An 18,151-nucleotide genomic window follows, 5' to 3' on the forward strand; every position below is an offset into this window, starting at 1 on the left:
ACTGCATAAGGATTCAGTCAAGCTTGAAGGAAATCAGCCGAATATCCAACAAGATTCTGAGTCACAGTGAGTTAATCCAATCCAAAATACCCATCAAAAGCTGGTGAAACGAGGGCACCGTGCGATCCAGTATCAAGATCAGTACCACTAAAGCATTCAAAGCAAATACTGAGACAGAAACGGCTATGCCAAGCTTTTTCTCGCGTGGAGAGATCCGAGCGTTGGCTTCTGAATTGTCCTTTGGCGTTGCATCCACCGCAATACTCAGATGATCTTTCAATGTCGATGCTAAAGCAGGGAACAGAAGCCGGCGGATAAATGTGGAGGCTATTCATCCTTTCTGTATGTCTTGAAATGGAAGGCCTATTAGCCGAAAATCAAGCCATATCAGCAAACTGCCCTAACAATGAACAATTCAGAGCCCCTTAGGCAGCCGTTATCGGTGCAAAGAAAGCGGCATGAGATGGCAGGATGAGAACAGGCGTAACTTTGCCGGCAATGATGATCAACAGAATGCGCGAAGCCATCGTGGATCAACTTCGTTCTTGCAGTACACCTGAGCAGCTTCTAGCGCTAGATGAGCAAATAAGAGTCGAGACCGATGCAGGCCCGCTTTATCGCCTGATCTGCAACTTCCTGCGAGATCGAACGGTTGCTCCCGTCGAAGCAGCGAGATGGCTTGACACCTTGATGGACCATCGAGAGAAGCAACTGGACGACTGTCTCAACCTCCACTGTCAGCTTTAAGAACAGGAACACTCTGCAGCAGTTCTTTAGCGGATAAAGCCAACAGCAGAGCACCGTGCTGGTGCCCCCCAGCAAAACGGTTTCGATGCAAAGGATCTAACGCATAGAGGCTCTAGAATGACGATTGCCGAGGCCATCAACGACTTCACTCTCCTAAAACCCGTTGAAATCGACGACGAGTCGCTCAACGAAAGAGACGACTGAAGCAACCCAAGCCCAGAACAGCCCACAAGCGGATATATTTACTCAACAGTCAAAGCAGAGACGCCAAAAGCGCTGGAACCAGCTTCAAGCAAATCATTCCTAGTCAAGATTGGGGCTTAGGTCGCAATAATCTCTATGGATAGGCCAATTTGATCTGATTTTTGGTGCTCTTACTCTCCATATCGGTAGCGCAGACAAAAGCCCTTATCCCTTAGCCCATTAAAAGCGTTGAATCGCCATGTGATCAACAACCCTATCCAAAGAAAACAACAAGAAGCTGTTCAGAAGACACGGCCAGACCATTGACTGCCACTGCCAGACCATTGACTGCCACTGACAGACCATTGACTGCCACTGACAGAAGGCTTGAGGAGAGACATCCCTATCCCAGACAAGACCACGATGTTAACATTTACTTAAGATGCATTTGCGCAAATAAGTATAGGCTTAGAAGCTATAGCTTCCACAAAATCCTTTCTATGCGCCAATCTTTTGCTGGTACGACTGGTGCAGTACAGCCTTTGGCCACACCACGTATCCAATCAATCCGTGAAAAGATCAGCATACAGGAACTAGAGCTACGACTTACAAGACTTGGTTTAGCAACAACGACCCATACTCCAAACCCTAGCTAGCAACAAAGTCATCATCGAAATTTAGAAAAGAAAGACAAAAGATTAAAAGTTGATCACCCTAAAATGGATCTTCAGATGATTATAATCCGCACAAGTCTAACAAAAAATTATAAATTGCCAGCCACTCCACAGTCCTGGCAATAGTCTTTATCCTTACTAAACTGTTTTTAAAAAAGACTAGATTGACTAGAAGGCCTCCAAAAAACAGGCTCCAACAGTACGATAAATAACGAATCAAGTGACTATGCAAATACGAGCAATACATTCATATGATTGGAGCAGGAGTGGAAATTAGGCACCTATAAGAGCTTTAATAACAACAAATTCACCTCTAAGTCGAGCAAAGAAATCGTTGTAATATTATATTTATCTGTAGAGAAATCGCTTGCACCTCTCCATTAACTGGCCGATCGTGCTCGACAGCGGGGCAATGTGGAGCAAAAGGGTTAACTAGAGAGAGAAGCGAAGGTTGAACGGCAAATAAAAGTTTGCGCTATCAAGCCAGAATGACCAAACAACGGCCTGATCCTCAACGCTATGTCCCTTAACCGCCGAGACCTCCTAAGCCTTAGCGGAGCAGGAATGGCCAGCTTGTTTCTTCATAGGGCCCTTGCCGCAAACCTGGTCAGTGCTCCGTCAAAGTCTCTCTTGTCTGAGCTGCCAAGGGGAGATCAGCGAATCGCACTGATCAGCGACCTCAACTCAAGTTACGGATCAACCAACTACGTGTCACAAGTTCATCGTGGCCTAGAGCTTTTAATCAAACTGCAACCCGATCTTGTCCTTTGCGCAGGCGATATGGTTGCGGGACAGAAGCTCGGGCTCACTTCAAACCAGCTCGATGCAATGTGGTCTGCCTTTGATGAGCAGATACTGCAACCCCTAAGAACTGTAGAAGAGTCCTTCGCTCCAACCATGGGCAACCATGATGCATCAAACAGCCGCACACATTCGGGATATGTGTTTGAACTCGATCGTCTGCATGCTCAAAAGTTCTGGCGTGCTCGCCAAGGATCACTTGGACTCACATTTGTTGATGCTCATCAATTCCCTTTCCGATACAGCATTCGTCATGGAGAAATCTTCTTGCTAGTTGTTGATGCCTCATCGGCCAACATCTCAGCGGATGACTGGGTCTGGGCCGAGAGCCAGCTAGATGGATCAGAAGCTCGCCAGGCAAAGTTGCGAATGATGATGGGCCATCTGCCGCCTTATGCCATTTCAAAGGGACGCGATCGTGCAGGCGAAGTGCTACACGAACCAGAACGTCTGCAGAAACTGCTTCAGCGCAAAAATGTACATCTATACATTAGTGGCCACCATCACGCCTGGTATCCGAGCCATGTGGGTTCCGCCAATCTGCTTAGTCTCGGTTGCATGGGTAGTGGACCCCGTCAAAGACTCAACGACAGAACCCCCCCACAACAGACCATCACCTTGCTCGACCTATTCAGTCAACAGGGCGAACTTGTAGAGACCACTATTGAGCTCGATGGCCTGCAAGTCTTACCAGAACAACTACTGCCCAGTTCATTACAACCAAGCGTTGGCCCAAGGCTTGACCTGCGCTCAACCAGAATCAATCTCAACAACAAATCAACTGCCAACAAAAAAAGACTTTCAGTTAAAACTTAATTAGAAAAAGCTTAAAAACATCGTCTAACCTGAGTAGTGGCCAACTGCACTTCGCGTTGAAAGAGAAGGGCCGCTGCCATTAGGCATACCATCGCCATAACGAACAAAGGCACCACAAGTAAGGCAAGATCAAGTTGAGTGACCACACTGATAAAGACAAAAGCTACAACGAGTGCAACCAATAGAATCGTGATGGTGAGAAGTTCAATCGCTTTCATCACCAACGCCATGCGCCTCTTCAATGCTTGTAACTCTGTTTTGCTCTCACGCTCTGATGAGACAGGTGTATCCCGGCTCTGGGTCAAAGCTTGAAGCTCACGAGAACGATCAATAATGCGAACCAATCGGCTATTGAGAACAACCAGCAAACCTCCAATACCTGCGAGCAAGAAAACTGGCGCAACAGACATCTGGATCGCCCTCGACAGGTTTTCAGCGGGTTGATGACCCAATTGGGCAACCAGATCAACAAGCCCCAAGACATAAGTCATGAGCAAACGTATCGAGCAGATAAGACAAACTACCAAGACCCAATCGAAAAGAAATGGTTGACCTGATAAACACCAGCTAAAAGTATGAAAGGGAACTCACTTACTGCAAAGACTGGTGAATAGCTACCTACAGATTTAAGCGAAGAGATTCGGGGAAATTGTCAAAGAGACTATGTAACTGGAGATGTTAATGCCTATAGGAACAGGCTGAAAGTGTAGATTGGGTAAAAGGCAGAAAGATAGACAAAATTGAATTTAATTGATCACTACAAATAGCAATCAATCCTGCTTGATAACCACAGCAATAATAGAGAGCTAAGTTAATATCATTCGTCAACAGAAGAAAGAAAGAATCGGCCTAAACAACAACCTCATAAACGTAAAAAAAACACAAGGTCTGTTATTACGAAAAGAAGAATGGAGATACACAGGCAAATAAAACAAGCAAATGGGTTAAATGTATTAAAAAGTTTCTAGGAGATGAAATTTGAACAGGGATAGCATAGTGTTAAAGAAACAGGTTCGAGTTAATTACAAAATGGGCAAGAATCCCTTGCATCGCGCCTTCGACTTGCTAACAGGGCAATGGTCTATTTTTTTAGAACAACCTGTTCCAATTGAGGTGCTTGATGAGGAACGCATTGCTAACTCTTTACCTTCCTTTGGCTTCTTTGTTTTACTTATCACATCAACAATAATCGCAACCTTTGGACTGATTGCCAACAACACTGCCGTTGTGATTGGAGCCATGATCGTGGCTCCGTTAATGAATCCAATCTTGAGCATGGCGTATGGGATATCAATTGCAAGCAGCCTGTTGATCCGACGATCATTAGTGACCTTGATCATAGGTACTGGAGTCGTTGTTATGACAGCAGCTTTAATAGCAGCATGCATGCCAATAAGAGTCTTAGGTTCAGAGATACTGGCTCGTACATCACCAAATCTGATCGACCTGCTAGTGGCTATTGCGGCCGGAATAGCTGGTGCTTTTTCTCTAACCCGCAAGCGAATTGCGAGTTCTATAGCTGGGGTCGCAATCGCCGTTGCGCTTGTGCCTCCACTTTGCGTTAGTGGCATTGGGTTGACGCTTGATCCAGAGATCAATGCCAAATTTGCTAGAGGAGTAATAAGGGGGCTCAACCATGAGGTTGCTACAGGGTCGTTCATACTTTTTCTGGCCAACCTTATAGGCATCACCTTTGCCGCTTCACTGACCTTTCTAAGTCAGTCCTATGGATCGATCAAGCGCTCATGGCTAGCATTATTAGCATGGTTTGCACTGATCATTCTTATTTGCATCCCTCTAAATTCCTCCTTAAGAAAGTTCTTCATTACAAAGAAGATTGAGATGGAACTCTCAACCATCGGGGCAACTCAACAAGAGCAAGGAGCAACAAATATAAAAATATCAGGAATTAAGCAGAAGATGCAGATACGCTATATGTATGTGAATTTAAAAGAAGATCGTGCTGTTCTAGATCTGGTACTCAATGTCCCAGAAGGCACACTGACAGAGGAAAAAGTAACCTCTATTAATAAAATACTGTTTGATTCAATAAAAGAGTTTGGGATTAGACAACTCGATGTAGACACAAGAATCGTTCCTTCACGAGTTCATCAGTACAGGGAGACTCTTAAGCAATAAATTCATTAGGCTGCAAATTGAGGGATTAGATATTAAATATTTCAAGAAGAATCAGACCATTGCATCTGAATATGCTACAACTGACTGAACATTACTTCGATGAAGAATTTATATGATTTAGTTAAAGTTAATCATTTTTGACGAGAAAATAACACATTTTGAATAGGAGCACCAAGTGTAATTCCCTCCCGGTCAAAAGCTTCTTTAATCTGCAACCTAAACTCACGACCTAAACTCCACTGGGCGAGGGGTTGAGTTTTAATCCAAACACGGATTAAACAACCTGATGATTGCACCTGATCAATCCCAAGGATCTCGGGAGCATCAAGAAAATAACCACTCCATTGCTTATCATCTCTCATGGTATTGGCTACAAGCCGAACCACATCGAGCACATGGCGAAGATTCTCGCGAGCTGATACCTTGATCTCAAAGTTAACTCGAGACCAATCCTTAGTAAGGTTCTCTACGGTTCGAATCTGGCTATTAGGCAGAGTTGTTAGTTGACCATCAGAACCACGAAGTTGAGTGTTGAATAAATTCATATTTTCAACAAAGCCACTAAAGGTGCCGATTGTAACTACATCACCTATTGCAAAACGATCACTAGCCAAGATAAGAAATCCGTTAAGAATATCCTCCAGCACATTTCGAGAAAGAAAACCCACGCCCACAGCAATAACCCCAGCACTGGTAAAAATAGACCGGTCGACTCCTATTGTTGTTAAAGTCAAAAAGATACCTAGAAAGATAGTGACTACGGTTGCTCCACCTTTAAGAACCTTAGAGTATGTACTTGCCCTAAGGGTATAGCGCATCGAACTAACATCCCTGCTAGAAACCCGCCTTATCCAATTATTAATATTAAAATCAATGATAATGACAACCAAAAGCCGAAAAATAAAGATACCTAGCCAAATCAAAGGAATCGCAATCGACTGCTGCAGGGCAATAAATGCGTATATACGCATTGAAGGAAAAATAGCAGTAGCAGAAAGCAAGACTAAGACTGAAAATGCGATTCGAAGGAAATTACTTGCTAATAGAACGAGTTCTAAGAAGTTCTGGGTCTGGTTCAATAAAGAGTGAGTATAAGCAGCGGATCGAGGAAGATTGTCGATCGATTGATTAGGGTGTTGCTTTGCAGACTCATTGACATTATCGACGACAGATGAATCCATAGAATGTTCAAGTGAATCGATTTCTTTAACATATCCGTCTTTACTGGAAAGCGGCATAAGGTTGCCCGAATAAGCAGCCATGACATCGTCTTTAAAAGATTCTGCAAGTGATTCCTGCTTATGCAATAAACGACAATTTATGGAGAGCAATGAAGCTCGTATAGTCTTGAGAAGAAGCAAACCTAAAGTACCAGTTAACAATAAGCTCAAAGAAAGGAAAACACGTAATCCAGGAAAGGAGGAGGAAAATTCCAGGCCCCACAGTTGATCACTAAAATTAATTCTTATTCTCTCCTGCCACTCTTGCGCCAACTGAGGGATCTCAATGCCTGCATGCTGAGCATCTGGAGCAGTTACAGTAATTACTGTCTGTTTAAAAAGACGATACTTTGGATTGTCTGGCAAATAGATAACTGTGGCTTTATTTTGGGTGCCGATCTGCACTGCAGGAGTAAGAGGATGTATAGGTTTCTGATGTAAGAACCACCAGAAGCGTGGATCATAGATTTGTTGTATACTATAGGTAGAAGTCTTACCAGACAACTGGGTCTCTCGCCAAAAACTAACAAGGCGATTTTTGACAGATTTAACAGTTAACTGTACAGATTGAGCTCGCAATTCAATGTTCTGAGCTGCCTGCTGTGGACTGATATTATTTAAAGCCTGCGCAGCAAGAGTGAGGCGATTGTTCTGGCTAAGAATTCGAACAGGAAAAACAACTCTGCTGCAGTAAAGGCGTCCACAACGCCAAGGTCTATTAAGGTCCCAGACAGGTCGGTTCATCGGGTTACTGATAGGAGTTGCAGTTGACCCGAACGAGATCTGTGCAAAAGCAGGAAAAAAAAGCAGACTGATCAGTAAGCCACAAAAAAGACATACCAACCAACGTAAAGCTAATTTTTTTTTGGAAGGTAGTTGCATTAGCAATTCTTATACATCTAAGGATTCTAGCTAGAGTAAATGAGCTGCTGGTCGATAGCCAGCAAAAACAAGAAAAGTTTGATCCATAAGCATTATCTGTTAAACAGGCATTAGAATTTTCCTGCCTATGCAATTCGCCTAGGATTCCAATAATAAAGTAAAACTTAAAAGCGTTAGAAAAATAGGAATCTGGCCATACTATTACCTACAAGATGGATCTTTTCACAAGATGAATTACTAAATTCATCTATCTTATGTAGAAATATATTGCCCAACAAAAATGAATTAGGCAAGTATTAATTTAAAGCTTAGTATAACTATTGCAAGTCAGGATGATTACATCTAGAAGGTTTCGTATTGGTCTAGTTCTATCGGAATTAGTTAGATAAAAGCAGCAAAAGATTTATCGGGTTAGGACTCTGACTTTTTTACTGAGGGCTCTAAGCTTGCCAAATCTGCTGTTGCTTCAGCTATATTGTTGCTGAATTTACAAGTTCCCAGATAACAACCTAGAAAACGCTCTCCTTGCTTGGCAGGAAATTTATGGATAGTGCCACCTTGGGCAGTGGAATGAACAAGAATAGCTTGAAGAGCCATAATAGGATGTAAACACTTGCCTATCATCACGCAATACACCAGCTTTGCCATAGGTGGATGTACTGCCTTGAGAGAGAGGATTCAATGTGCCAAACAAATTAATAAATTCTAACGGATTAAGCTTCTAAAAATAATTCTCGTTTAAAAAAGAATCTGGACAAAACTTGCTGCTAGACATAAATCAATGAGCATGAGGGTGTATTGGATTCATCCCAAAAATTCTCGTAAGATTAATCAATACAATCAAACAGAATAGAACTCTCATCATTAGTTAAAGGTAAATCTATAACTCGATAGCCACACAGTTAAATAGTCTGAATTCAAGAAAGGCGCTAATAGAAAGTTCTTGTGATCATTGAACTTAGGGAATGTAAAGTAACGCTAGAGGTTATCATTCTGATAGGCACTCCTTTACTAAGTTACTAATAGTTTTAAATTCGACTCTATCGGCTCGATGGCACCACTCAAACATCACTGATTCTGTAGTTGTTAAAGTCACACCAACAGACTCCATACGTCTTAATGCAAACTCATAGTCAATTCTCCTACGACTACCAATTGCGTCGACAGCTACAAAAACCTGATAATCATTTGAGATGAGATCTATTGCTGTTTGAAGGACGCAAACATGAGCTTCTATTCCGCAGAGAAGAATCTTACTAATACCAGACTTCCTAAATTGTTGAAGGGTTTCTGCACATCTAACACAACTAAATGACATTTTTGGGTAAGGCTTATGTACTATCCTTTTCGCAATTAGTTCTATTGTATGACCAAGGCGTTGAGGATATTGTTCCGTTGCTGCCATCTCTATACTCAGAGCATTCGCAGCATCAATCAGACGCCTGATATTCCAAACGATCTGTTTCTGATCATCCACAGGCTGTATCAATCTCTCTTGTACATCAATAATCAAAAGGGCTGTGTCTTTAGATTGCATCAACATTGGGCTATGCAAAAGAGAATCAGTAAACGAAGTCGATAAATCCGAAAATAAGTTTTCGGAATAATCTGTGTTCATAGGGATGTTCAGGTGATACACCAAAAATGGCAGCCAATCAAGCAGAAGCGGTTCAGTGCATTAAGAAACCTAAACTAGTTTTATAAGAGTTTGATGAGCTCAAAGCTCACGGCTCTCCAGTGCAATTGCTAAACGTTCAACCGCTTCGGCTAATTGCTGTTGGGTATTTGGACCTGCTACAGCTTTAACCTCTTGTTTGCGTTTGAAGCGCTCGATAGCCCTCACCACAATAAATACCACGAAGGCAATGACCAAGAAATTGATTATTGCAACCAGCAAGGATCCGCCGGGCAAGTCACTTAGTGTCTCTACCTTAAGTTTACGAAGTAGAGGGTCCATCGCAGCGATAGTGACCAACTTGACAAGTGCATCCACCACCTTGGAGAAGGCACCACCTACGACAACAGCGACCGCTAGATCAACGACATTGCCGCGATTGATAAATTCAGTGAAGTCATGAAGGACGTTGGTTATTTTGCGACGGTATGCCATATGAAGCAATGACTAAAAAGACACCATAATGAACCTCTCAGTGAGATGACGCCACAATCCTAAAAAATTTAAACGATTTACCCCTTCTAAATCTTCAGGGCTTGGTCAGAAGAAATCTTATCAAATAACTAATGGATGCATTTAAATGATTAATTCGTCAAATGAAAAAAATCCCCTGGCCTCCACTGACCAAGGGATCGTTTATGCGTTCCTTCAATAGTATTGCGTATATCCATGAACTACTGAGTAGTCGAAGGCCCACATAGGTGTGCCAGATGTATCAAGCAGAGTAGTCAATCAATCTATTGAGATGGGGTGAGTGATTTAATATCATAGAATTATATGTATTTCTATGATATTAAATAGAACAACTTGTTGGTGGGGGGGGTAATGCATTACAGGCAAACCTTAAAAACATCAAACAAGGGATGGATCAGTTTCGGACAATCCCAAGGGGAAAGGTAAAAATAATATTATAAATACTGGAATCAGAAAAGATTAAAATGAGATTTCTATACGATATGTTTAGAAAAGTACAGATTAAGTACGCCAATATCTATCCAAAATATTAAATTATCAATAGATAAGTAAGCAAATCTGTCCGTGACACGAAAGAGAAGATATGCGGCCAAAATAATACCCTTATCCGATACATTTCATGTTAATACGTTGTTTTTTTACTTCTCCGGTGCTAGCATTAAGGAATATCAGCCTTCCAGTCATCAACATCAAAACGTGCTTAGAGAGCTGATTATTAGACCTAATCAAAATTGCCTTGCATCCTTTTTGAAGAGGTGTACAAACCTGAATTCCACGAGTTGGATTGAAACGTCCATTTTAGTGATTGGCACCTTTGGTTTCGCTGTCCTGATGCATATAGCGCCTGTAAGGGCAACTCCACTCAAGCTCATGTGCTCTTACATCTATGAAGGCAAAGCATATAAGGAAATATACATTGTCGACCCCGAGAAATTATTAGTAGAGATAAGTTATCCATTTGCACCATCTGAAGAAGATAGAAATATCATCGAGAGACTTATCGTTGAATCAATCTCACCAGTTATTGTTGTTGCTAGACTTCAAACAAGCAACAGTCATTACTTCAAATATGAGATCAACAAAGTAAACCTTGAGATCAAAACATTTTCAGTAAGCCTTGTCGCCGGAGTTCAGGCGATGACAACCCGTACTTGCAAGAGAATTAAAGATGCTCCTAGCCATCAGATCAAGATTTAAAACTCTAATAGTGGCTTCAATTCACTTAGTTAAGGCTAGGCCAACCTAATGCAGAAAAGCTATACACAATGAGTAAGTTTGAAGGAATATAACCATTCTCAAGTATCTTTACCTAAAGAGCATTAACAGTTTCATCTAAACTTATGATCAAACAATTAATCTAAATAGACAGAAAAATCAATTACATATTACCATTTTGTACTCAATAAAATTTAAATATAAGAGTAGTCTTGCTACTGACCTAATTTTTCCATAAACGGAATCCCTGGTAGACCCGTTTTGACGATCGGCAACCATAGGGAATAGCGAATTGTGCAATTTGGCTTGAAGGCGATTGCAACCAGTGTGAACCATCAGAGCGCTAACGCCTACCTCGACGATATGGGACTTACATCGGCAACTGAGCCGCATAGCACCATGGCTACTGATGGCAGCCCTGCAGACATCAGTTGGGAAAATCTCGATGGGCTGAGCTACTACACACAGACTCTCGCAGCACATCCCACAGACAAAGCATCTCACAACCTTTTAGGCCACAAAGATAAGCACTCTTTGATCAACTTCAAGGTGTTAGCTGTCACGTGCCCAGCCAGCGGACAGGGAACAATCAACAGGCAGTGGCAAAAGTCATCAAGGGCCAAACAATCTGGCCTTACACCGACTTTTACTTCGCGGGATGGGGTCTAGCCTCTAATAAGTATCATCTTACATGCAGGCGAGGCTACAACAGCCTAGTAGCGCTATCAGGCCTTGCCACAAAGGCAGAAGGATCAACTATTGGCTTGGCTCAAACAACTTTAAAGAAACAACGCGATCGACCTTCAGAGGCTGCCTTGCTTGCAGGAATCTCAAACCATCAATTGCGCCAATCACTCTCATTAGCGGTTACTGTTGAGAAATGCATTGCAGAGGTGGCCTTGCCTACTTCTTCGTCCCTGGCCCGTATCCATGGACAACTTGAGGTTGGCTTGCATCAGGGTGGTCGACGTTTAACGCCTCAAAGACGCCGCGTTCTTGATCTCTTTGAAAGTATTGGTTCTGGCATTCACCTCAGTGCTGAAGAAGTGCATCGGCAACTTCTAGAAGCAAACTCGAAGGTGTCTCTAGCAACGATCTACCGCACGCTGCGCTTGCTTGTCGACATGGGCTTTCTACACGAGTTGGAAATAAGCGATGGCGGACATCGCTTTGAATTAGCAAGTCACGACCATCCTGATCATCACCATTTGGTATGCGTGCGTTGTGGTCGTACTGAGGAGTTTGAGAGCAAACCAGTACTGGAAGCTGGACGCTCTGCTGCTGAGCGAATCGGGTTCCAACTGATCGAGTCAACCTTGAATGTAAGGGCTCTATGTCCGTCTTGTCAGAGACCCTCTACAACCAATGTCCATTGATGGCTGATGACAAACATCAATGCTGAGAATGCTGATCGCACGGCATCCAATGGGTTCCCATCTGGTGAACGCCTTTGCATCCCAACTCACGTGCCTTCACTTCGGCCTCCAATTGAGTGGGGTAGGCCATCAAGCGAGGGTCCGTCTGCGACGAAGACTTGCCGCTCACGGGAAGGTGATGCTGATGGGAATTTTTAATCTCCGACCCACCCAAAGACACCAAGCCCATGCTTAATGGACCTGCCGTCCACACTCCCATGGTGCTTACACCAACAGAAAGCAAGCCCATCCCAACGACAGAAGCATTGATCACCCCCATGGCCACAACGCCAATGGAAACAACACCCATGGGAACAACACCAATGCAAACCACTCCCATTGGCACAATACCGATCGAAATTGTGCCTAAGGGAGCTATCCCAATAGCCAGCTTTTTCGGTTTGCTCCCGCAGTGTGCTGATGCTTTGTCATCGCCAGTTTTATCAGCAGTGTTCATGGATTGTGTTGAGACTCCATTTGAATGCCGTGCTTGTCACAGACCATCCACATCTGACCCATCTGATGGGCTCCCTTACAACCAAATTGTGGAGCTGCAGCTTCTGCCTCAGCTTGAGTTCTAAACATCGCCTGCTTCGGTTCAGTCGCTGATGTTTCAGCAGCGTTGATCCCTACTTCGCTCATTAAAACTGTCAATCCAGTCGTTGCAGCAATCAACAGTAGCGATCCACTTAATGTAGTTGAGGCTGATCGGCCCATGAGCTCCATTATTTCCACTATCCATGATGCATCCAGATTGAAGGATGCACCACAAAATCCTCTCGCTCGCTTTTGGCGAGCGAGAGCTAGATCAGGCCCATCGACTGCACCAAAACTCCACAAGCGTCGAGGCTATGGACGCACCGTTTGCTGACTGGTGGCAAGAGATCGTCGTGTTCAAACCATTGGTTTTTGAAGAGGCCTTTGAAGCGGTTTTGGCTGTCCGCGAGCAACGCACCGTTTTGCTCAACATCTGTCGGATGGACCCGGAACATGCCCGGCGCACCATTGATTTTGTGATTGGATTTGTGACTGCGCTTGATGGACAATATGTGCGCATTGACGAGAAAGTGTTCCTATTTGCACCTTCACTTGTCGTGATCAAGACGTTGCAAGGTTCCCTTATAAGAAATTCAGGCAGCAAATCTATCGAGCGCTAATCATCAGCTTTGATCACAGGGCCTTGAATGATTAACCGACCTCTCCCTCAGATTGAAGGGCGCCGCCACAACTGGATCCATTGCCTGCAGTGCAACCAAAACAATGAGGTCCAACAGTGATTGGTTGACCAGGCCATTGAATTTCGACATCCAGCAAGTCCCTGAGGTGTTGAACAGGCCCCTTAAGGTGAAGACTCAGTTGCTGGTTAAAATCACAGTCAAAAAGCTGGCCCTGCCAATTCACACTGATCAAGCTTCGGCACATGACCGTTTTTAGATTATCGGGATTATGAGCACCTTCTAAAAGCTGCTGATAACTCTCTCGCTGGCCGGACATTGTCAACTGTGTAGCGAAACGTTGAATCGGCATGTTCGCTATCGTGAATAACCTGGTGAATTCGATGCCATAACGTTGTTTCAGCTCTTTACGATAGGCCTCTTCTAGTTGAGCTTGAGGAGGAGGCAGCTGAGGGCCCTGGGGGTTAAAAATCAAGTTGAGAATTAGTTGCTCATCGTTTTTCCCATAACCAAGTTGATTCAACTGACGTAATCCAATAAGGCTGCGTTCAAACACTCCTTTGCCACGTTGTTGGTCTACATTCTCCGCCTCGTAACAAGGCAGAGAAGCCACCACAGTGACACGATGTTTGGCGAGAAAAGCCGCCAAGTTTTCCTGGCCTGGCTCAGTGAGGATGGTTAGGTTGCAACGGTCGATAACCTCCACACCCAAACAGCTGGCCTGAATGACCAAATCCTTAAATCCTGGGTGAAGCTCGGGAGCGCCACCGGTGAGGTCAAGACATTCCAGCTGGTATTGATCCAACACCTTTGGTATCAAGGCCATAGTTTGGGGATCCATCATTTCCAGACGGGTCGGCCCTGCATTCACATGGCAGTGGGCACAGCTCTGGTTGCATCGGTAACCAAGGTTGACCTGCAAAGTACGTAGGTTGTCCCGATGCAGCTCAGGGAAAACCTCAGATCGAAACGCAGTTGCTGATGTGTCGTTAGAAGGCAACACGGAAATCATTTGAGTGCAATCATCCTGACGTGGCCAATGGCAAACAAACCACTTAGTTAGTTATTACTGCTGATGTCGAAACAAACTGAAGATTCTTTGCAAACAGAACCTTTAGCGAGACGACTTAATAGAAGTGCAATACTTTACTTACGTTCAACGGAAGCTCTTTATTGAAGAACTCATCCACTAGCAGAAGAGCAAAGAGATAACAATAAAACATTCACAAGACATCCTATGCTTGCTACATTTGGGCTCAAGTCTGTACAACATTTACGTTCCAACTCTTGCTTTATCGATCGAGAGAGATAAATAGCAAGACGATCAATCATGCTGCAAAGATGATGCAAAATACTCAAGGCGTAGGGCAAGTCTCAATGCCGTGCTTCCCAAGAGGCAGCAACATGCAGTAATGTATATTTACACTAAAAAATGATTAACCTTAAAAAGAATCTCTTTCTAAAAAAGACATGGTTGAAAACAATCAATCAAGGTGAAGGGACTCTAGTGCTTATATCTAATCTCACCCTTGAGGCCCAATAGGCACGAAGGAATGGTCTCCTCTTAAGCCTCCCAAAGATTGCTAATTACAGCATTTAACGACCTGAACGACGTTCAGCAAGTGACCTAAACCAAGCCACGTATGTGCTGGGGCCGCTAGGAACCAGTACATCAAAATGCAAGGGATCCTCAGGATCACTGATCCCTTGTAAACGTTCATCCGCCAAGCTAGGTCGGTATACTTCACCACCACTACTATCGACAAGAACCACTCGATTGGTTCGGTTATAAGTTGCACCTAAATTCTGTAGCAAGGTAAGAAAACCGCGGTCGCTTCCGCCACGTAACCATCCAGTTCCATCTGGAGATGGATTGGATGTAACCGTATCACCCACACCCATCAACAGTGGCATCTGATCAACAGGAATATGTTTGCGGCAGAGATCCAACAATCCCTGATGAGTCTTAGGTGCTGAACGCACATCAAAGTCTTTGCCGAGAGGAGCTCTGCCTTTGTGTTTAGCGATATGCTTGTTAATCAAAACCACTAGTCCGGCTTCCTTGACAGCACCTTTGAGCATGAACTGGATATCAGTGGTGCCTACATCGCCAGGGGCAGCAGGCTTGAGCCTCTCCCGTTGTCCATCACAGCCCATGTTGGGAGCAATATGCAGAAAAAACGAATTAGGCAAACCAGCACTTATTGCACTATTCATCAATTCATTCATCAATTCATGCAGCATAATTTGCAGGGATTGCTGAATACCAACATCGTCAGGAGACAGGCTAAACAAGCCATTCAAGAGAATTGTGGGCGATAGCTCTGTATCAAGAACTGACATCTTTGCGAGGGTTTGGATCTCATCAGAGGTGATCTGGGGAAGCAATGCAGGGAGACGCTGTTCCAGCAAGGTCTTCATTCGGCTAGGCAGTGCAGCAAGAAAGGCAATTTCTGCATCACTAATGCCGGGATGGCTGATCTCGCCATAACAATTCTGCAGTTGCACTCCGCCTGCGGCTAATCCCGGTAAGTAGAGGCCCTGCTTAGCCGGCAGCTGGGGATCACCCAAAGCCCTCTCGACTACACAATTGACTCCACGATGTCCGCCATGCTCTCCATTGGTCAGTACAGAGAAAGACCCCTCAAGACTTTTGGCTGCCCATACGTAGGCAGGATCCAAAACTCTCGTCAGAGGATCCTTGACAAGAGGGATACAAACGCCGTCAAGATCCTGAACGATCAAGAGGTCTTCAGTACTGACCATCTCAGCCAAAAGCTGATCGAGGTCGATGTGGCCCATGTTTGGTTGCTATGGCCGGGTCTACACACCTTCCCACGTTGAGCACGATGGGCCAAGCCACTGACATGGAAACACTGTGGCTAGCACCTGTTGACTAATGAGCAGCTGTATTGGCGCGAGGTGAAAGTTCAGCTGTTTGTTGAGCAGATCCTGATTGAACTAAAGGCCACAAAAGCAGTCTGATCTGAACAGAAGCTGCACGATTTATCATAGAGATTAAACGTTTTAATATGGTGATATGCAAATTCCCATTTTCCTGAGATCAGCTGCATCCGTAGGGTTAAAGAAGACAACAACAAATCTGCATAGAAGCAAGGAGAAGTGATGAACAACAGTTTTTTCACCAAGTCCCTAAATCCGGAGTTGATTCAAAGCAGAATTAAAGCACTTGAGAATGGCAATGTCGGGTTCTACAGCGTGGGGCTTTATCCAGCCTCACTGGCATACAACTGTGCGATGCAAACTGCTGGTGTCAGCTTATTGCTTGCCCCGCGTCCAGAACGAGAATTACTGGGAGCCTTTCCAGAGGGTTCTTTGGATGGAATGGACGAGGCCCATGTTGCATCTGTTATCAAGATGGGCACACATGTAAAAGCTGGAGTTCGTGTCACAAACACACTGGCTGATCTAATTGAACGCTGTGAGCTCGTCGTTCTCAGTGCGAACAGCAACCATGTAGAGCTAGACCTTGAGGAAGCTTGTCGACTACGTGAGGAGATGAAACGAGAACAGGTTGTTCTAGCTTGTCTGGCCGGTTCCTTCTCTCATAACCAGATCAATAATGAATCATATGTCCTATGTGAAAAGCAACCAAATCTAGCGTTCTTCTCAGGATTTCACCGCCATGGAGCATTGCGAAATCCGTTTGATAGCTTCACGGCCAACTTCTGCCATCCAAATGCACTAACAGCGATGCTTGGAGCTCGAATGCTGGATCGATTGTCACCAAATATCCAGGTATCGTCAGGTGTTCACAATATTGAAGGGCAATATATCAAAGCAGCAAAAAATATGGCTTCAATATTTGCTGGGTTTGGTTATACATATCACCATGATAATCCAGGCGTACTTCCAACTCTGCTGACCTTACTTTTAGATCAGTGTCTTGATCAAGCTGCCACAGTATCGATGTGTAGAAATGATCGTCATGGGCTCTACAATCAACAACCATTTTCATTAACTGAGCTTGGTTACGGAGTGCAGCGCATTGAAGCCGCATTGGCTCGAGATGGGGAGATGGAAAAGGTGCGAGACCACACCTTTGCACAACTTACTGCCATGGTTGCAGATGTTAGGGGCAGCATGATGCTTCCGGTTTGTGGCAAACCAACGCGTAACTTTCAAGCTGGGCAAGTACTAGCTAAAAAGATGAAGGAAGAAGAGCGCTGCCCTCATCAAATGGAAGAACTTGAAGAATGGTGTGAATCTGATGGGCTACAAAAGGGAGGGTTAGAAGGCTTGAAGTCTCTGCGTTATTGGCCACAGATTGTTCATAATTACTCTATTCCTCTGCATGATTCATCAATGGTGAATCTTTTATACATGTCTATCTATGGAAATAAGTCCAGCAAAGGAGTTGCTTATTCTGTGATGACAGAAAGCCGTGAACTCACTAATTACTGCCAGGAATCTGTCAGACCAACCCATAGCCGCAGATATGCCGAAGCTCTTCAAAATCTTGACAACCCAGAGGCCATAGACCTCATCGTTAATGCAGTGATTGCCGACAATGGGCGTCGTGCAATCCGAGATGATTCATTCCTTAATGGTTCGGAGGCAGTAGACAAGACACCAGCTTATCTCAGAGCGATGAATGTAATCGAGACAAGCCTATAAGTAGGATTCCCCAGCAGATCACCAGTAATTTCAAAACATCTGCTGAATTGAAAGCAAATATCCATTGATTTGAATCATGAGCAAGCTAGCTGATCTA

Annotated in this window: 18 protein-coding genes; 9 read left to right on the top strand and 9 right to left on the bottom strand. The window is 44.1% G+C overall.

Annotation, left to right across the window (positions count from 1 at the left end; translation table 11 throughout):
- Positions 1-61: 61 nt before the first annotated feature.
- Positions 62-280, bottom strand: a complete 219-nt coding sequence (locus AKG35_RS04440) for a hypothetical protein (RefSeq protein WP_063420295.1) — start codon at positions 278-280, stop codon at positions 62-64.
- Between the two features lie 218 nt (positions 281-498).
- Here AKG35_RS04440 and AKG35_RS04445 point away from each other — a divergent pair, with 218 nt between their 5' ends.
- From AKG35_RS04445 to AKG35_RS04450, 3 genes are all read left to right on the top strand, one after another.
- Positions 499-747, top strand: coding sequence for a hypothetical protein (locus AKG35_RS04445; protein WP_236066112.1), 249 nt, complete (start codon positions 499-501; stop codon positions 745-747).
- A gap of 683 nt (positions 748-1,430) precedes the next feature.
- Complete coding sequence (locus tag AKG35_RS12765; RefSeq protein WP_155724952.1) at positions 1,431-1,586, top strand: hypothetical protein; 156 nt, start codon at positions 1,431-1,433, stop codon at positions 1,584-1,586.
- 537 nt (positions 1,587-2,123) lie between these two features.
- A complete protein-coding gene (locus AKG35_RS04450; protein ID WP_011130229.1) occupies positions 2,124-3,221 on the top strand; it encodes a metallophosphoesterase family protein in 1,098 nt (365 codons plus the stop codon).
- An 11-nt stretch (positions 3,222-3,232) separates the two neighbouring features.
- Here the strand turns inward: AKG35_RS04450 and AKG35_RS04455 are convergent, their stop codons facing one another.
- Positions 3,233-3,631, bottom strand: coding sequence for a DUF2721 domain-containing protein (locus tag AKG35_RS04455; RefSeq protein WP_011130230.1), 399 nt, complete (start codon positions 3,629-3,631; stop codon positions 3,233-3,235).
- Between the two features lie 619 nt (positions 3,632-4,250).
- Between AKG35_RS04455 and AKG35_RS04460 the strand changes: the two genes are divergently transcribed.
- Positions 4,251-5,360, top strand: a complete 1,110-nt coding sequence (locus AKG35_RS04460) for a TIGR00341 family protein (protein WP_041384999.1) — start codon at positions 4,251-4,253, stop codon at positions 5,358-5,360.
- Between the two features lie 131 nt (positions 5,361-5,491).
- Here the strand turns inward: AKG35_RS04460 and AKG35_RS04465 are convergent, their stop codons facing one another.
- From AKG35_RS04465 to mscL, 3 genes are all read right to left on the bottom strand, one after another.
- Positions 5,492-7,462: a mechanosensitive ion channel family protein gene (locus AKG35_RS04465; protein WP_041384360.1), complete on the bottom strand. Its 1,971-nt coding sequence runs from the start codon at positions 7,460-7,462 to the stop codon at positions 5,492-5,494.
- A gap of 988 nt (positions 7,463-8,450) precedes the next feature.
- On the bottom strand, positions 8,451-9,080 hold the full coding sequence (locus tag AKG35_RS04475; RefSeq protein WP_052646170.1) for an isochorismatase family protein: 630 nt from the start codon (positions 9,078-9,080) through the stop codon (positions 8,451-8,453).
- A 99-nt stretch (positions 9,081-9,179) separates the two neighbouring features.
- Positions 9,180-9,572: a large conductance mechanosensitive channel protein MscL gene (gene mscL, locus AKG35_RS04480; RefSeq protein WP_011130234.1), complete on the bottom strand. Its 393-nt coding sequence runs from the start codon at positions 9,570-9,572 to the stop codon at positions 9,180-9,182.
- A gap of 840 nt (positions 9,573-10,412) precedes the next feature.
- Here mscL and AKG35_RS04485 point away from each other — a divergent pair.
- The 3 genes from AKG35_RS04485 (at position 10,413) to AKG35_RS04495 (ending at position 12,202) form a co-directional block, all read left to right on the top strand.
- Positions 10,413-10,808 carry a hypothetical protein gene (locus tag AKG35_RS04485; protein ID WP_236069660.1) on the top strand — a complete coding sequence of 132 codons (396 nt, stop codon included), beginning with the start codon at positions 10,413-10,415 and terminating at the stop codon, positions 10,806-10,808.
- 324 nt (positions 10,809-11,132) lie between these two features.
- Positions 11,133-11,495 carry a hypothetical protein gene (locus AKG35_RS04490; RefSeq protein ID WP_157859813.1) on the top strand — a complete coding sequence of 121 codons (363 nt, stop codon included), beginning with the start codon at positions 11,133-11,135 and terminating at the stop codon, positions 11,493-11,495.
- A gap of 224 nt (positions 11,496-11,719) precedes the next feature.
- Positions 11,720-12,202, top strand: a complete 483-nt coding sequence (locus tag AKG35_RS04495) for a Fur family transcriptional regulator (RefSeq protein WP_370520960.1) — start codon at positions 11,720-11,722, stop codon at positions 12,200-12,202.
- 16 nt (positions 12,203-12,218) lie between these two features.
- Here the strand turns inward: AKG35_RS04495 and AKG35_RS04500 are convergent, their stop codons facing one another.
- Both AKG35_RS04500 and AKG35_RS12295 read right to left on the bottom strand, forming a co-directional pair.
- Positions 12,219-12,698, bottom strand: coding sequence for a hypothetical protein (locus tag AKG35_RS04500; RefSeq protein WP_011130237.1), 480 nt, complete (start codon positions 12,696-12,698; stop codon positions 12,219-12,221).
- A complete protein-coding gene (locus tag AKG35_RS12295; protein ID WP_041385005.1) occupies positions 12,695-12,967 on the bottom strand; it encodes a DUF3721 domain-containing protein in 273 nt (90 codons plus the stop codon). Before AKG35_RS12295 ends, AKG35_RS04500 begins: the two co-directional genes overlap by 4 nt.
- A 125-nt stretch (positions 12,968-13,092) precedes the next feature.
- Between AKG35_RS12295 and AKG35_RS04510 the strand changes: the two genes are divergently transcribed.
- Positions 13,093-13,398 (top strand): cell division protein SepF, encoded by a 306-nt coding sequence (locus AKG35_RS04510; RefSeq protein ID WP_052646171.1) that lies wholly within the window; start codon positions 13,093-13,095, stop codon positions 13,396-13,398.
- Positions 13,399-13,429: 31 nt separating this feature from the next.
- On the opposite strand, the gene arsS is transcribed toward AKG35_RS04510, so the two are convergent.
- Positions 13,430-14,428: an arsenosugar biosynthesis radical SAM (seleno)protein ArsS gene (arsS, locus tag AKG35_RS04515; RefSeq protein WP_011130240.1), complete on the bottom strand. Its 999-nt coding sequence runs from the start codon at positions 14,426-14,428 to the stop codon at positions 13,430-13,432.
- 584 nt (positions 14,429-15,012) lie between these two features.
- The gene (stpA, locus tag AKG35_RS04520) at positions 15,013-16,218 is read right to left on the bottom strand and encodes a glucosylglycerol 3-phosphatase (RefSeq protein WP_011130241.1); all 1,206 of its coding nucleotides are present in this window, start codon (positions 16,216-16,218) and stop codon (positions 15,013-15,015) included.
- 324 nt (positions 16,219-16,542) lie between these two features.
- Here stpA and AKG35_RS04525 point away from each other — a divergent pair, with 324 nt between their 5' ends.
- Positions 16,543-18,054, top strand: a complete 1,512-nt coding sequence (locus AKG35_RS04525; RefSeq protein WP_011130242.1) for a hypothetical protein — start codon at positions 16,543-16,545, stop codon at positions 18,052-18,054.
- Positions 18,055-18,151 lie beyond the last annotated feature (97 nt).

Origin of the sequence: Prochlorococcus marinus str. MIT 9313 (assembly GCF_000011485.1) — a bacterium.
Lineage (GTDB): Bacteria > Cyanobacteriota > Cyanobacteriia > PCC-6307 > Cyanobiaceae > Prochlorococcus > Prochlorococcus marinus_D.

Bases quoted from the DNA above. Each gene is read 5' to 3' on its own strand.
- AKG35_RS04465 (WP_041384360.1), bottom strand. From the start codon at position 7,462: ATGCAACTACCTTCCAAAAAAAAATTAGCTTTACGTTGGTTGGTATGT.
- arsS (WP_011130240.1), bottom strand. From the start codon at position 14,428: ATGATTTCCGTGTTGCCTTCTAACGACACATCAGCAACTGCGTTTCGA.
- AKG35_RS04455 (WP_011130230.1), bottom strand. From the start codon at position 3,631: ATGTCTGTTGCGCCAGTTTTCTTGCTCGCAGGTATTGGAGGTTTGCTG.
- AKG35_RS04475 (WP_052646170.1), bottom strand. From the start codon at position 9,080: ATGAACACAGATTATTCCGAAAACTTATTTTCGGATTTATCGACTTCG.
- stpA (WP_011130241.1), bottom strand. From the start codon at position 16,218: ATGGGCCACATCGACCTCGATCAGCTTTTGGCTGAGATGGTCAGTACT.
- AKG35_RS12765 (WP_155724952.1), top strand. From the start codon at position 1,431: ATGCGCCAATCTTTTGCTGGTACGACTGGTGCAGTACAGCCTTTGGCC.
- AKG35_RS04450 (WP_011130229.1), top strand. From the start codon at position 2,124: ATGTCCCTTAACCGCCGAGACCTCCTAAGCCTTAGCGGAGCAGGAATG.
- AKG35_RS04500 (WP_011130237.1), bottom strand. From the start codon at position 12,698: ATGAACACTGCTGATAAAACTGGCGATGACAAAGCATCAGCACACTGC.
- AKG35_RS04510 (WP_052646171.1), top strand. From the start codon at position 13,093: ATGGACGCACCGTTTGCTGACTGGTGGCAAGAGATCGTCGTGTTCAAA.
- mscL (WP_011130234.1), bottom strand. From the start codon at position 9,572: ATGGCATACCGTCGCAAAATAACCAACGTCCTTCATGACTTCACTGAA.
- AKG35_RS04445 (WP_236066112.1), top strand. From the start codon at position 499: ATGATGATCAACAGAATGCGCGAAGCCATCGTGGATCAACTTCGTTCT.
- AKG35_RS04460 (WP_041384999.1), top strand. From the start codon at position 4,251: ATGGGCAAGAATCCCTTGCATCGCGCCTTCGACTTGCTAACAGGGCAA.
- AKG35_RS12295 (WP_041385005.1), bottom strand. From the start codon at position 12,967: ATGGAGCTCATGGGCCGATCAGCCTCAACTACATTAAGTGGATCGCTA.
- AKG35_RS04525 (WP_011130242.1), top strand. From the start codon at position 16,543: ATGAACAACAGTTTTTTCACCAAGTCCCTAAATCCGGAGTTGATTCAA.